Annotated in this window: 11 protein-coding genes and 1 riboswitch; of the genes, 8 read left to right on the plus strand and 3 right to left on the minus strand. The window is 70.4% G+C overall.

What is annotated here, in order from left to right; all coding sequences use genetic code 11:
• Nucleotides 1-60: 60 nt before the first annotated feature.
• Nucleotides 61-1,332, minus strand: coding sequence for a threonine synthase (gene thrC, locus K1T35_RS11005; protein WP_220260061.1), 1,272 nt, complete (start codon nucleotides 1,330-1,332; stop codon nucleotides 61-63).
• A gap of 8 nt (nucleotides 1,333-1,340) precedes the next feature.
• Nucleotides 1,341-1,458, minus strand: a riboswitch (SAM riboswitch).
• Between the two features lie 111 nt (nucleotides 1,459-1,569).
• On the opposite strand from thrC, the gene holA reads away from it, so the two are divergent.
• Entirely contained in the window at nucleotides 1,570-2,529 is a 960-nt protein-coding gene (holA, locus tag K1T35_RS11010) for a DNA polymerase III subunit delta (protein ID WP_220260062.1), read from the plus strand.
• 7 nt (nucleotides 2,530-2,536) lie between these two features.
• Here holA and K1T35_RS11015 read toward each other — a convergent pair whose 3' ends face one another.
• Nucleotides 2,537-3,652: a winged helix DNA-binding domain-containing protein gene (locus K1T35_RS11015; protein ID WP_220260063.1), complete on the minus strand. Its 1,116-nt coding sequence runs from the start codon at nucleotides 3,650-3,652 to the stop codon at nucleotides 2,537-2,539.
• A 431-nt stretch (nucleotides 3,653-4,083) separates the two neighbouring features.
• Here K1T35_RS11015 and gndA point away from each other — a divergent pair, with 431 nt between their 5' ends.
• Nucleotides 4,084-5,532, plus strand: coding sequence for an NADP-dependent phosphogluconate dehydrogenase (gndA, locus tag K1T35_RS11020; protein WP_220260064.1), 1,449 nt, complete (start codon nucleotides 4,084-4,086; stop codon nucleotides 5,530-5,532).
• Nucleotides 5,533-5,604: 72 nt separating this feature from the next.
• Here the strand turns inward: gndA and K1T35_RS11025 are convergent, their stop codons facing one another.
• Nucleotides 5,605-7,437, minus strand: a complete 1,833-nt coding sequence (locus K1T35_RS11025) for a sigma-54-dependent Fis family transcriptional regulator (RefSeq protein ID WP_255621771.1) — start codon at nucleotides 7,435-7,437, stop codon at nucleotides 5,605-5,607.
• Nucleotides 7,438-7,636: 199 nt separating this feature from the next.
• Between K1T35_RS11025 and K1T35_RS11030 the strand changes: the two genes are divergently transcribed.
• The 6 genes from K1T35_RS11030 (at nucleotide 7,637) to K1T35_RS11055 (ending at nucleotide 14,785) form a co-directional block, all read left to right on the plus strand.
• The gene (locus tag K1T35_RS11030) at nucleotides 7,637-9,274 is read left to right on the plus strand and encodes a methane monooxygenase (RefSeq protein WP_220262523.1); all 1,638 of its coding nucleotides are present in this window, start codon (nucleotides 7,637-7,639) and stop codon (nucleotides 9,272-9,274) included.
• An 84-nt stretch (nucleotides 9,275-9,358) separates the two neighbouring features.
• A complete protein-coding gene (locus tag K1T35_RS11035) occupies nucleotides 9,359-10,408 on the plus strand; it encodes an FAD-binding oxidoreductase (RefSeq protein ID WP_220260066.1) in 1,050 nt (349 codons plus the stop codon).
• Nucleotides 10,405-11,583: a toluene hydroxylase gene (locus K1T35_RS11040; RefSeq protein ID WP_220260067.1), complete on the plus strand. Its 1,179-nt coding sequence runs from the start codon at nucleotides 10,405-10,407 to the stop codon at nucleotides 11,581-11,583. The genes K1T35_RS11035 and K1T35_RS11040 overlap by 4 nt, the downstream gene beginning before the upstream one ends.
• Nucleotides 11,580-11,945, plus strand: a complete 366-nt coding sequence (gene mimD / locus K1T35_RS11045; protein WP_370645345.1) for a propane 2-monooxygenase effector subunit MimD — start codon at nucleotides 11,580-11,582, stop codon at nucleotides 11,943-11,945. The genes K1T35_RS11040 and mimD overlap by 4 nt, the downstream gene beginning before the upstream one ends.
• 109 nt (nucleotides 11,946-12,054) lie before the next feature.
• Complete coding sequence (gene groL / locus K1T35_RS11050) at nucleotides 12,055-13,743, plus strand: chaperonin GroEL (protein WP_220260068.1); 1,689 nt, start codon at nucleotides 12,055-12,057, stop codon at nucleotides 13,741-13,743.
• A gap of 13 nt (nucleotides 13,744-13,756) precedes the next feature.
• Nucleotides 13,757-14,785 (plus strand): NAD(P)-dependent alcohol dehydrogenase, encoded by a 1,029-nt coding sequence (locus tag K1T35_RS11055; RefSeq protein WP_220260069.1) that lies wholly within the window; start codon nucleotides 13,757-13,759, stop codon nucleotides 14,783-14,785.
• The last annotated feature ends 12 nt before the right edge of the window (nucleotides 14,786-14,797 follow it).

A 14,797-nucleotide genomic window follows, 5' to 3' on the forward strand; every position in this document is an offset into this window, starting at 1 on the left:
GCGCCCCCGGTGGGCCTGGCCCACCGGGGACCGGCTCCGCGAGGAGACGCGGGGACGGCCTCAGAGTCCGCGCGCCGCCAGTGCCTCGCGCACCGCCTTGCTGGTGGACGGCACGGTGGCCGACGGGCCGATGTGGCCGGACACGGCGTCGAGGGTCTTGAGGCCGTCGCCGGTGATCAGGAGGACGGTCTCGGCGTCCGGGTCGAGCCTGCCCGACTCGATCAGCTTCTTGGCCGTGGCCACGGTGACCCCGCCCGCCGTCTCCGCGAACACGCCCTCGGTGCGGGCGAGCAGCCGGATGCCCTCCACGACCTCCTCGTCGCTGACGTGTGCCACCGCCCCGCCGGTGCGGCGCACGGTGTCGAGGACGTACGGGCCGTCGGCCGGATTGCCGATGGCCAGCGAGCGGGCGATCGTGTCGGGGCGCACCGGCTGCACGACGTCGTGGCCGTCCTCGAAGGCCTTCGCCACCGGCGAGCAGCCCGTGGCCTGGGCGCCGAACACCCGGTACGGGGTGGGCTCCACCAGGCCGAGCGTGCCGAGCTCCGTGAAGCCCTTGTCCACCTTGGTCAGCTGCGAGCCGGACGCCACGGGCACCACGATCTGCTCGGGCAGCCGCCAGCCGAGCTGCTCGGCCACCTCGTAGCCGAGGGTCTTCGAGCCCTCGGCGTAGTAGGGCCGCACGTTGACGTTGACGAACGCCCAGTCCTCGTGCTCGGCGGCGAGCTCCGTGGCGAGCCGGTTGACGTCGTCGTAGTTGCCGTCGACGGCGAGGAGGGTGCCGTCGTAGACGGCGGTGGTGAGCACCTTGGCCTGCTCGAGGGAGCTGGGGATCAGCACCACCGAGTCCCAACCGGCGCGGGCGGCCGCCGCGGCCACGGCGTTGGCCAGGTTCCCGGTGGACGGGCAGCACAGCACGGTGAAGCCGAGCTCACGGGCGGCGGCCAGCGCCACCGCCACCACCCGGTCCTTGAAGGAGTGGGTGGGGTTGCCGGTGTCGTCCTTGACCCACAGCGAGCGCACGCCCAGCGCGGCGGCGAGCCGGTCGGCCTTGATCAGCCGGGTGAGGCCGGGCTCGGTGTTGGGGTGGGACTGCACGTTCGTGGGCACGGGGAGCAGGTGGCGGTAGCGCCAGATGGACTTGGGACCCGCCGCGATCGACTCGCGGGTGACGGAACCGAACTCGTAGGCCACCTCGAGCGGGCCGAAGCATTCCGGGCAGGCGAACTCGGCGGCGAGGGGGATCTGGTGGCCGCATTCCCGACAGGACAGCGCGCGGGCGGGTCCGAGGTCGAAGGCGGTGGTGGTGGCGCTGCCAGCAGCCAGGGTCATGAGAGGACTCCTCATCTTTCCCGCACCGTGCGGGTCGGAATTGGCACCGTGTTCGAGCGCGAAGACTGCGCATCGCCGGTTGCCGGGGCTTCGTCGGGCCGTTCCCTCTGCCCCTCTGGATGAGCCATATGCGGTTGTGCCCAACACGTTACGACACGATCACCGCGGCCCCCAAGCTCGTCCCGTGATCTGGGAGCCGGGTCACGCGATGTCGGGGCCGTGCGCGAGCATGGACGCATGGCCGCGCCCGCCCCGATCCGCCTCGTCGTCGGCGAGGAGGAACTGCTCATCGAGCGGGCGATCGAGCAGGTGGTGGCCGAGGTCCGTGCGGGCGACCCCACGGCCGAGCTGCGCCGGGTGCGCGCCTCCGAACTCACCCCCGCCGACCTGGCCGAGAGCCTGAGCCCGTCGCTCTTCGCCGAGGGGAGGGTGCTCGTCCTGCTCGCGGCGCAGGAGGTCGGCAAGGAGCTGGCCACGGCGATCGTCGAGCAGTCGGCCGACCCCGCCGAGGGCATCGTCCTCGTGGTCGTCCACTCGGGCGGGGCGCGCAACAAGGCTCTCGTCGACGCCCTGCGGAAGGCCGGTGCCCCCGTCACCACCTGCAACAAGATCACGAGGATGGACGAGCGGTCTGACTTCGTGCGCGCCGAGGCCCGCCGCGTCGGCGGCAAGATCACGGGCGACGCGATCGGTGCGCTGCTCGAGGCGGTGGGGTCGGATCTGCGGGAGCTGGCCTCGGCCACCAGCCAGCTGGTGGCCGACACCGGCGGTTCGGTCGACGAGCGCGCGGTGCGTCGCTACCACCGCGGCCGGGCCGAGGCCACGGGGTTCGCGGTGGCCGACAAGGTCGTGGCGGGCGACCGCGCCGGGGCGATCGAGGCGCTGCGCTGGGCGCAGCTGCTCGGCACGCCGTCGGTGCTGATCGCCGACGCGCTGGCCGACGCGCTCCGCACGCTCGCGAAGGTCGGCTCGGCGGGCCGCGGCGATCCCAACCGGCTGGCCGGCACCCTCGGCATGCCACCCTGGAAGATCCGCAAGGCCCAGCAGGCGGTGCGCGGATGGGGCCCGGAGGCCATCGCGGAGGCGTTCGCGGCGGCGGCCGAGGTCAACGCCGACGTCAAGGGCGCGGCGGCCGACCCGGACTACGCGCTGGAACGAGCGGTCCTGCGCATCCTGGCAGCCCGGTCCCGCCGCTAGGGGAGCACTAGATACGCAGTTCGACCGTGGTGGCGCCGGCCGCGGTGCGGAACACCTCCAGGTCCGCCTCGGCCGCACGTAGCTGGGCTGCCGACAGTGGGACGAACGGCTCGACCCTCACTGTGAGCCGGTCATTGCGCGTTCTCGCCCGCCACACGCCGACGATCTCGCCATCCACCCAGACGATCCCGGGATTCGCGACGGCCTGCCAGATCTTGCGACGACGATCGGCGTCCGGCGCCAGCAGCTCGCGGTCGGCGAGCTCGGTGAGCGGGTCGTAGGGCGGCAGCAGCCGGATCCCACGGGCCGGCGGGGCGTCGGCGAGCCGGTCGACGTCGTCGGCGGGCACCCAGAGCTTTGCGTCCGCGACCCGCACCGGTCGCAGTTCGCCCGCCACGCGGTCCCACCACCGCCGGGCGGCGGCCGGGCGCAAGCCCAGCCAGGTGGCGAGGTGCGCCGGCTTCGCCGGGCCGAACGCCGCGAGGAACCGCCGCACCAGCTCGGCGCGGCTCTCGTCCGTGGCGGCCCGCGTTTCGTCGCCGGACCGGACGTAGCGGAACTGGCTCGCGAGCGCGAGGTCGACCTGCACCGTGAGGCCGGCGTGCAGCGTGGCGAGCCGGAAGAGCATGTCGTGTACGTGCGCCGCGCCGCAGCTCTCGCACCAGGGCGCCAGCCGGGGGTCGACGGCAGGGCTGATCGCCCCGCTCAGCTCGCCCTTGGTCCGCGGTGTGCCGTCGGCCATCACCGTGGCCATCGCGGCGGCGACCTCGTCGAGCGCCGCGGCGAACGTGATCCCGGCCTCGGCGAGCTCGTCGCCGAACGTCGCCATGGTCTGGCGTGCCCAGTCCCGTCCGTCGGCGACGTGCAGTGCTCCGCGGAGCAGGGCGAGATCGTCGGCCCGGTGCAGGTGCAGTGCGCCGCGCACACCGTGGACGAGCGCGAGACCGGTCTGCGGCCGGTGCGGTCCGGTCCTCAGGGTCAGCGAGGGGAGGGCGCTGCGGCCCGGTGGGTAGTCCTGCAAACCCACACCGAGGACGACGTCACCGGTGCCGGGCGCGACGAGGTCGTGGGCGACCGCGCGGTGAGCGAGCACGCGGTGCCGGTCGACGGCCGGTGCGGGCATGGACCGCAAGCTACGGCCCGTGCCCGACGTTCTCAGCCGTTACCGCTGGTGCGGCCCTTCTTGAACCAGGCACCGACCTTGTCGCCCAGGAGAGCGCCGCCGATACCGGCGAGGACAGCGGGGAGCAACGCGAGCAGGTCAACGAGCATCGGGGGAAATCTCCTCATGTCGGACGGGCGAGGGGAGCCACGTGCCCGCCGGCGAACCTCCACTCTCAGGGAGAGCCGCTGGGGCTGTCGACCGCGATGTAGGCCATCTCACGTTTGGGACGGCGCGGCGGTCGCAACCACGCGGTGAGCGGCGAGGGCGGTCGCGGCGAAGGATGACCGTGCACCCGCCGAGCGACGACACCACCCGGGCGACGCCGGCGACCCTGGTCGCCGGCACTGGGTAGCGTGCGGGTGCAGGTCCACTGACTCCGAGGGGAAGCGATGACCGTGCCAGAGGCGAAGAGCCGCATCGGTGTGACGGGACTGGCCGTGATGGGGGCGAACCTGGCCCGCAACATCGCGCGGCGGGGCACGCCAATCGCCGTCCACAACCGCACCGCGGCTCGCACGCGGGAGTTCATGGAGGCCTACGGCTCGGAGGGCGCGTTCACGGCGGCCGAGACCGTCGAGGACTTCGTCGCCGCGCTGGAGCGGCCGCGGCGGATCATCGTGATGGTGAAGGCGGGCGCTCCCGTCGATGCCGTGATCGAGGAGCTGGCGCCGTTGCTCGACGAGGGCGACATCATCATCGACGCCGGCAACTCGCATTTCCCCGACACCAAACGGCGCACCGATGAGTGCGCCGCGCGGGGCCTGCGCTTCATGGGCGTCGGCGTCTCCGGTGGCGAGGAGGGCGCGCTGCTCGGGCCGAGCATCATGCCCGGTGGCGACCCGGCCGCGTACGCCGAGGTCGAGGAGATCTTCAGGAGCATCGCCGCGCAGGTGGACGGCACGCCGTGCTGCGTGCACGTCGGACCGGACGGCGCGGGCCACTACGTCAAGATGGTCCACAACGGCATCGAGTACGCCGACATCCAGCTCATCGCCGAGGCGTACGACCTGCTCACGCACGTCGCGGGCCTCGACGCGCCGGCCATCGGCAACATCTTCGAGGAGTGGAACTCGGGCGACCTGGAGTCGTTCCTCATCGAGATCACGGCCGAGGTGCTGCAGAAGACGGACGCCGGCACCGGCCGCCCGCTCGTGGACGTCATCCTCGACGAGGCCGAGCAGAAGGGCACCGGGCGCTGGACGGCGATCGACGCGCTCGACCTCGGCGTCCCGCTCACCGGCATCACCGAGGCCGTGTTCGCGCGCACCCTCTCGTCGCTGAAGGGCGAGCGGAAGGCGGCCGCGGGCACCCTCGGCGGTCCGGTGCCCGGAGCGGGCGAGGACCGGGCCGACCTGGTCGACGACATCCGGCAGGCCCTCTACGCCAGCAAGGTGGTGGCGTACGCGCAGGGCTTCGCGCAGATGCGCGCGGCGTCGGCGGCCAACGACTGGAACCTCGACCTGGGCGCGATGGCCACCATCTGGCGGGGCGGCTGCATCATCCGCGCGCAGTTCCTCAACCGCATCCGGGACGCCTACGCCGAACACGGCGACGTCGAGAACCTGCTGATGGTGCCGTACTTCACCGACGCCGTGGCCAAGGCGCAGGACGCGTGGCGCCGCGTGGTGATCACGGCGACGCAGCAGGGCGTCGCGATCCCGGCGTTCGCGAGCTCGCTGTCCTACTACGACGGCTACCGGCGCGAGCGCGGCCCCGCCAACCTGATCCAGGGCCTGCGGGACTTCTTCGGCGCCCACACCTACCGGCGGATCGACACCGAGGGCGTGTTCCACACCCGCTGGGCCCAGGACGGCACCGAGGTTCGCACGGACGCCTGAACCACCCCCTGTCCGGTGGTCTCGATACGCGCCGGCCCTGGCGGGCCGGCGCTACTCGACCACCGGGCAGCTCTAGCCGCGGCGGCCTGCTTCGAGTGGGCCCGGCATCGTGATCCCGTACTCGCGGATCTTGCGGTAGATCGTGGCGCGGGACGAGCCGAGCAGGCGGGCGGCCTCGACCTTGTTGCCGTCGGTGTCGAGCAGCGCCTCGATGATGGCGTCGCACTCGATCGCCTCGAGCGGGGTGAGCACCCGCCGCGTGGTGATCCGGCACTCCGGCGGCAGGTCGCGCGCCTCCACCACACCGGAACGCCGCTTGGCCACGACCTTGCGCAACACCTGGTGCAGCTGCTCCACGTTGCCCGGCCACCGGCTGCGCATGAGCACGTGCATGGCCTCGGGGGAGCAGGTGAGCGCGCCGTGGGCGAGGCGGGTGAGCAGGTGCGGCACCAGCTCGGCCACGTCCTCGATGTGGTGGCGCAGCGGCGGCACCTCGACGGTGCGGGGGAAGCAGGTCAGCAGGCCCGCGAGGTCGGGGCCGCGTCCGCCGGGGTCGCGCGTGAGCGTGGCCACCACCCACGGCCGGTCGATCCCCGTGGCCTCGCGGTAGGGCTCGAGCGCGTCGGCGAGCGCGGCGACGCCGGCGGCCGGCAGCCGGTCGAGGTGGGCGATGACGAGGGTCCCGCCGTGCTCCAGCTCGCCCGCCACCTCGCCGATCCACTGCGGCCCGTATGCGTCGGCGTCGAGTACGCGGAGGTGGCCCGCGGGGGTGCGGTTCTGGTGCGTGGCGCGGGCGAGCGTGGCCTTGCCGACCCCCTGCTCGCCCTCCACGATGAGCCACTCCCTGGCCTGGAAGTGCCGGTCGACGGCTTGCCCACACTTCTTCCACGCGGTGCTGGACCCGACCGCGGTGGGTAGCGACACGGCGTACGACGATGCGGTGATGCTCCGCTCCGCCGGGCTCATCTGGGCGACGAGCTGCACCTGCAACACCCCGCCGGTCACGCCACCCTCGCTGAAACTCGGCCGGCAGTGCACCCGCGCCATGTGCCCGCTGGGGAGGTCGACCACCAGCCGGTGCTCGCGCCCGGCGCCGAGGGCCTCCACCGCCTCTGCGAGCAGCGCCGCCTGGTCCCGCGCGTCGAACAGCTCGCGCGCCCGGTCGTTCATCATCAACAGGTCCGCGCCGATCGCGAAGACGGCGCCTCGCCCGCGCCGGCAGGCCCTGAGGTAGTCCTGCAGCAGCAGGTGCTCCCGCCGCCCGGAGTGCTCGAGCACGGCCTCCTCGATCCGGCGCCCGATCGAGGCGACGGCGGCGGCCATCATCCCTCCGGCGTTGCGGCGCCAGCAGGTGAGGTCGATGACGCCCAGCACGCGACCGGTGTTGGGGTGCCGGACTGGGATGCCCGCGCATGCCAGGTCCTCGAGGTGCTCGACGTAGTGCTCGTGCCCGAACACCTGCGCAGGCCCGCCGCCCTCGAGTGCGCTGCCGATGCCGTTGGTGCCGACGTAGCGCTCCGCATAGCTGAAGCCGGGCCTCAGCAGCACCCGGTCGAGGTGCGACTCGAGGCTCGTGTCCGCGGTGCGCCGGTCGAGGACCACGCCGTCGGCGTCGCAGAGGATCACGCTCACCGGCTCGGTGGCGAACTGGTCGGAGACCTCGGACAGCACCGGCTTCGCGGCGCGGGCGAGCAGGCTCTCCGGGTCGACGTCGTCGTAGGGCAGCTCGATGTGGTCGGCGGGGACGTGCCACGCGACGGACCGGGTCCAGGACGCGAGGATCGGCTCCCGGACCACGCCGGACGTGACGGGCTCCTTCGAGAGGAACGACTCGCGGGCGCGCGCGAGCTCATCTGCCGCCGGCCCGGCCGGGGCCCGTGGTCCGTCTTCCGTTCGCGCGGCCAACAGGCCTCCTCGGAGCGTCGGCGATCCGTCAGCGGACCCAGCGTAGGTGGATGGACGCTGTGGCACACGTCTCATATTGAGACCGCGTACGGAGGCCGCACGGGGTGTGATCGGCGCCACGAGCTCCTCGACACCCGCGCCGTCGACGACTCGCCGCCAACCCACCACCCCAGGAGGAGATGACGTGAGTCGGCAGAGTCTGGCGAAGGCTCACCAGAAGATCCAGGAACTCGCCTGGGAGCCGCTGTACCACGAGCCGTACATGAAGTACGGCACGGACTACACGTTCCGGAAGGCCGCGAAGAAGGACCCGCTGAAGCAGATCCTGCGGTCCTACTTCCCCATGGAGGAGGAGAAGGACCACCGCGTTTACGGCGCACAGGACGGCGCGATCCGCGGCAACATGTTCCGCCAGGTGCAGGAGCGCTGGCTGGAGTGGCAGAAGCTGTTCCTGTCGATCATCCCGCTGCCGGAGATCTCCGCGGCGCGGTCGATGCCGATGCTGTTCCACACGGTGCCGAACCCGGAGCTGCACAACGGGCAGGCGATCCAGATGATCGACGAGGTCCGGCACTCGACGATCCAGCAGAACCTCAAGCGCCTGTACATGAACAACTACATCGACCCGGCCGGCTTCAACAACAGCCTGCGCGGATTCCAGGGCGACTACTGCGGCACCATCGGCCGCCAGTTCGCCGAGGGGTTCATCACGGGTGACGCGATCACCGCGGCGAGCATCTACCTGACGATCGTCGCCGAGACCGCCTTCACCAACACGTTGTTCGTCGCGATGCCGGCCGAGGCGGCCGCGAACGGCGACTACCTGCTGCCCACGGTGTTCCACTCGGTGCAGTCCGACGAGTCGCGCCACATCTCCAACGGCTACGCCACCCTGCTGATGGCGCTGTCCGACGAGGAGAACCACCAGCTGCTCGAGCGCGACCTGCGCTACGCGTGGTGGAACAACCACCGGGTGGTGGACGCCGCGATCGGCACGTTCATCGAGTACGGCACGAAGGACCGCCGCAAGGACCGCGAGTCCTACGCGGAGATGTGGCGCCGGTGGATCTACGACGACTACTACCGGTCCTACCTCGTGCCGCTGGAGAAGTACGGGCTCACGATCCCGCACGACCTCGTCGAGGAGTCCTGGAACCAGATCTGGAACAAGGGCTACGTCCACGAGGTGGCGCAGTTCTTCGCCACCGGGTGGCTCGCCAACTACTGGCGGATCGACGGCATGACCGACGAGGACTTCGAGTGGTTCGAGCACAAGTACCCGGGCTGGTACGACAGGTACGGGAAGTGGTGGGAGAACTACAGCCGGCTCGCCACCCCGAACGGGCACAACCCGATCGTGGCCGAGAACGTCGACTACGTGTACCCGCACCGGTGCTGGACCTGCATGGTGCCGTGCCTCGTCCGTGAGGACATGGTCATGGACCAGGTCGACGGCCAGTGGCGCACGTACTGCCACGAGATGTGCCACTGGACCGACAAGGTGGCGTTCCGGCCGACCTACGAGGGGCGCGAGACCCCGAACATGGGCCGGCTCGTCGGGCACCGCGAGTGGGAGACGCTCTACCACGGCTGGAACTGGGCCGACGTCGTCAAGGACATGGGCTTCGTGCGCGACGACGGGAAGACCATGACCGCGCAACCACATCTCGATCTCGACCCCAAGAAGATGTGGACGCTCGACCACATGCGTCGGCTGCCCAACCTGCAGAGCCCGAACGTGCTGCTCAACGAGATGAGCGACGCCGAGCGCCAGGCGTTCGCGGCCGACTACGTCCGCCAGGGACCCGCTGGGCGGCCCGCCCCAACCGACGCCTGAGCGCGGGTCAGGCGAAGGGGGAGGGCCGGCCGCACCGGCCTTCCCCCTGCCGAACCTGCCCTCTTCCCCGACCTTGGAGACACGTTGGGCGAGAAGCACGTCGTCCGGTTCGAGCCGGTCGGCATCGAGATCGAGGTCGACGAGGACCAGACCATCCTCCGCGCGGCCGCCGAGCAGGGCGTCCAGCTCATGCACGGCTGCAAGGAAGGGCAGTGCGCGGCGTGCAAGTCGTTCGTGCTCGAGGGCGAGGACATCGAGCTGGACCGCTACTCGACGTTCGCGTTGCCCGACTACGAGAAGGAGGAGGGGCAGACGCTGCTCTGCCGGGCGCACCCGTTCGAGGACCTGACCATCGAGCTCCTCAACTACGACGAGGAGATCATCCGTTCCGGGCTGCCGTTGCGGCGCGGCACGGTCGAGGTCGTGGCGATCGACGCCGTCACCCACGACATGCGGCACATGGTCGTCAGGCTCGTCGAGCCCGAGGAGATCAAGTTCTTCCCGGGCCAGTACATGGACTTCCAGGTGCCCGGCACGCGGGAGAGCCGGTCGTTCTCGATGGCGAACACGCCCAACCGGGACGGCCGCTTCGAGTTCGTCGTGAAGGTCTACCCGGACGGGCTGTTCTCCGAGCTGCTGGCCACCCGGCTGCAGGTGGGGGACCGGCTGGAGGTGGAGGCGCCGTTCGGCACCTTCACGCTGCGCGAGAGCCGCACGTCCGACCTGGTCTTCATCGGCGGCGGGGCCGGAATGGCCCCCATGCTCGGGCTCCTGCGTTCGATGGCAGAGCGCGGAATCGAGCGCAAGGTCGCCTTCTACTACGGAGCGCGGGGCGCACGCGACCTGTGCTTCGAGAAGGAGCTCGTCGGGTTGCAGGAGCAGCTGACCGGCCTCACCTACGTGCCGGCGCTGTCCGAACCGTCCGCCGACGACGAGTGGGCGGGGGAGACCGGTCTGATCACCGACGTCGTCGCTCGCCACGAGTCCGACATGGCAGGCAAGGACGCGTACGTCTGCGGCCCCCCGCCGATGGTCGACGCGGCGATCGCGGTGCTCACCCGGCTCGGCTGCACTGCCGAACACATCTTCTACGACAAGTTCACGACCACCGGTGATCCGGAGGACAGCAAATGACCACCACAGAACGCAGCGTTCCCAAACCCGTCTTCACCGACGCCGAGGCCGGGGCGCGCGAGTTCCCCGACTCATCGGCGAGCGCCCGGCGCTACAACTACTTCACACCCGCCAAGCGCAAGCAGACGCACTACGAGGACGTCACCGTCGAGGTGCAGCCTGACCCGCGCCACTACCTCACCCAGGGCTGGATCTACGGCTTCGCCGACGGCGAGACCGGCTACCCGCTGCACTGGACGAAGCTCAAGGCCTGGGGCGTCGACCGGCCGGAGCCGCAGCGCGGTCCCGGCACCGGCGGCCTGCCCGTCGAGAACTGGCCTGCCCATGGATGGCACGAGTTCCGCGACCCCAACGAGGAGTGGGAACAGACCATCTACCGGTACAACGCCAACGTCGTACGGCAGTTGAACCAGAACATCGAGAACGCGCGCAATGCGAAGTCGTTCGAGCAGTGGTCGACCAACTGGGTGCGGTTCGTCGAACGCCACGTCGGCGCCTGGATGCACATCGAGCACGTGCTGGGCCTCTACGTGTTCGCCGCCAACGAGCGTTCCGCGCCGACCAACATGCACAACACGGCGCTGGCCGTGAACAGCGCGCACAAGATCCGGTTCGCGCAGGACCTCGCGCTCTACAACCTCACGCTGACCGAGGAGATCGAGGGCTTCGACGGCACCGCGCACCTCGACGCGTGGAACTCCGACGCCGAGTGGCAGGGCGTCCGGAAGGTGTGCGAGGCGCTCACCGCGATCGAGGACGACTGGGGCGAGGCCCTCCTCGCGGCGAACATCGTGTTCGAGCCGCTGCTCGGGGAGCTCTTCCGCAGCCACCTGGTGATGCAGTCCGCGTCCGGCCACGGCGACTTCGTGACGCCGACCGTCATGGGGGCCGGCGAGTACGACTTCGCCCAGCGCGACCTGCGCTGGACCGTCGCCTGCCTCGCGCCGCTCACCCAGGACCGGGAGTTCGCCGAGCACAACAAGTCGCTCATGCAGGGCTGGCTGTCGCACTGGGTGCCGCAGGCCCTCGAAGCTGCCCGGCAGCTGCAGCCGCTGTGGTCGCAGCCCGACGCCAAGCCGCCGCGGTTCGAGGACAGCCTCGACCGGGCCAAGAACCGGTTCGCCGGGATCTGCCGCGATCTCGGTCTCGACACCCCCGAGGAGCTGAAGCAGTGACCACAACCGCCGCGAGCCGCTTCGAGTCCAACAGCACCGCCTCGAACATGTGCGGCTTCACGCTCATGAACAGCCAGGTCGGCGTGCTCATCGCCCACGTGCTCGAGCGGCTGGACAACGTCAAGGTCACGCACCTGCCCTCGATGATCCGCGTCGACGGCCATGGCCGGTTCGACGTCGTCTACGCCGACGTCGACGAGGAGGCAGGCGAGGAGGAGGGCTGGTTCAACGCGGCCGAGTTCGAGGAGGCGATGTCCACCCACTACGGCCGGATGGTCCACCTCGACGACCGCACGATCATGTTCGCCAATCCCGAAGACGCAGCTGAATATCTGGACTTCGATCTGAAGCCAGTCTCCTAGAGGTCGTGAGCGGATACGCGCGTCATAGCGCGCGTATCCACTCACAACCCTCGTTGATCCGCACCCGCGCGGCAGACCGACGTTTCCGCACATCCAGGAGGACCAGAACATGGCGAAGGAACTGCGATTCGGAGAGGAGGGCCGGCGGTTGCTCCAGGCCGGCGTCGACCAGTTGGCCGAGGCCGTCAAGAGCACGCTCGGGCCCAAGGGCCGCAACGTCATCCTGGAGAAGATCACGGGGTCGCCCGAGGTCACGAACGACGGCGTGACGATCGCGCGGGAGATCCACCTGCGCGACCCGTTCGAGAACATGGGCGCGCAGCTGGTGAAGGAAGCGGCGGTCAAGACGAACGACACCGTCGGCGACGGCACCACCACGGCGATCGTGCTCGCCCAGGCGATCGTCCGGCAGGGCATGACGGCGATCGCGGCGGGCGGCAACCCGGTGCTCGTCAAGCGCGGCATCGACATCGGAGTGCGGCGCATCGTCGAGCACCTGCAGCGGGTGACCCACCCGGTCTCCACCGAGCAGGACTACGCCCGGGTGGCGTCGATCTCCGCGAACGACGACGAGGAGATCGGCCGGATCGTCGGGCGGGCATTGCACACCGTCGGCGAGGACGGCGTCGTCACCGTGGAGGACGTCCCGCAGCACGGCGTGAGCGTCGGGTTCGTCGAGGACTTCGCGTTCGACAACGGCTACGTGACGCCGTACATGGTCACCGACCCCGGCCGGCTCGAGGCGATCGTCGACGACCCGTACCTGCTGTTCACGGCGGAGAAGGTCAAGGACGTCCAGTCCCTCATGCCGGTGCTCGACAAGATCATGCGTGGTGAGCGGCGCCCGCTCGTGCTCGTCGCCGAGACCGTCGAGGGCACGGCGCTGCAGATGCTCGTGCACAACCACGTGAACCGCACGTTCCAGGCGGTGGCGATCAGGGCGCCCGGCTTCGGCGAGAAGCGCATCCACCTGCTCGAGGACATGGCGGCGCTCTGCGGCGGCAAGGTGCACAGCAGGAGTTCCGCGTTCGCCCTCGAACAGATGACCACCGAGCACCTCGGGCGGGCCTCGCAGGTGCGAGTCACCAGCGACAGCACCACGATCATCGGCGGCGGCGGGGACCGGGCGGCCCTCGAACTACGGCTCACGCAGTTGCGGGCCGAGCTGGCCCGCGCGACGTTCGGCAGCGACGAGGACTTCCTGTCCGAGCGCATCGCGCGGCTGTCGGGCAAGGCCGCGGTGATCGGCGTGGGCGCGCCCACCAACGCCGAGGCCAAGGAGATCCGCCACCGCGTCGACGACTCCCTGCAGGCCACGCGCGCGGCCATCGCCGAGGGCATCGTCGCGGGCGGCGGCGTCGCGCTGCTGCATGCCGAGCCCGCGCTCGACGACCTGGACGTCGGCGGTGACTACCGGATCGGCGTCGAGATCGTGCGCGCAGCCCTGACCGAGCCGGTGCACCTCATCGCCTCCAACGCCGGCTACGACGGCGACGACGTCGTCAAGCAAGTCACCGCACTGGGTGTTGACGAAGGGTTCGACGCGTTGGAAGGTCGCTTCGGCGACCTGGTCGAGTTGGGTGTGATCGACCCGCTGCGGGTGGTGCGTTCCGCGCTGCAGAACGGCGCGTCCGTGGCCGGCCTGATCCTCACCACCAACTCGCTGGTGGCCGAGGAGGTGACCCCGTGGAACAAGTCGCTGATGACCGAGTTCGGGCCGCTCGACGAGGGGATCCCGCAGCCATCGCCGGACTCGAGCACCCCGCAGTCCCTTGGCCTCGGCCCGTCGATCGGTTGAGGAAGGGGACGAGATGAAAGCCGTACGTGTGCACGACTACCACACCGACCCGAAGATCGACGACATCGAGGAGCCGCGACTGCAGGGCCCGCTCGACGTGATCGTGAAGATCGGCGGGGCCGGCGTGTGCCGAACCGACCTGCACATCCTGGAAGGCCAGTGGGCCGCCGCGATGGCACCGCAGCTGCCGTACGTGATCGGGCACGAGAACGCAGGCTGGGTGCACGCCGTCGGCGACGGGGTGACCAACGTGGCGGTGGGGGACACGGTGATCCTGCACCCGCAGCCGAGCTGTGGGTTGTGCCTGGCCTGTCGGCGGGGCAACGACATGCACTGTTCGAACGCGTTCTTCCCCGGCCTGTCGGACAACGACGGGGGGATGGCCGAGTACCTGCGCACCACCGCCAGGGCCTGCGTGAAGCTGGACCCTGCGACCAACCCGGCCGACGTGGCGGCCCTGGCCGATGCCGGGATCACCGCCTATCACGCGGTGCGCAAGGCGGTGCCGGTGCTGTGGCCGGGCACCACCGCGGTGGTGCAGGGCGCGGGCGGCTTGGGGCACATCGGGATCCAGTGCCTGGCCGCGTTGACCGCCACCCGGATCGTGGTGGTCGACAAGAACCCGGCCGCACTCGAACTCGCCAAGGAGATCGGGGCGGACGAGACGGTGGTGGCCGACGGCTCCCACGTGGACGCGGTGAAGGACCTGACCGGCGGTGAGGGCGCGACGGTCGTGTTCGACTTCGTGGCCGAGCAGGGCGCGGAGAACCAGGCGTGGGCGATGGTCGCGCCGGACGGATTCCAGTACGTGATCGGTTACGGCGGACAGTTCTCGGCGCCGACGCTGGATTTCGTAGCCGGGGAGAAGAACGTGATCGGCAACATCGTCGGCACCTACACCGACCTGGCCGAGCTGATGGTGCTGGCGCAGGCCGGGAAGGTCACCCTGCACACGAAGCAGTACCCGCTGGATGCGGCGCTGGACGCGCTGCACGACCTCGACGCCGGCCGGGTCCGCGGCCGAGCCATTCTCGTTCCCTGACGCGAAAGGTCC

Source organism: Pseudonocardia sp. DSM 110487, from assembly GCF_019468565.1.
In the GTDB taxonomy this organism is placed as follows: Bacteria; Actinomycetota; Actinomycetes; order Mycobacteriales; family Pseudonocardiaceae; genus Pseudonocardia.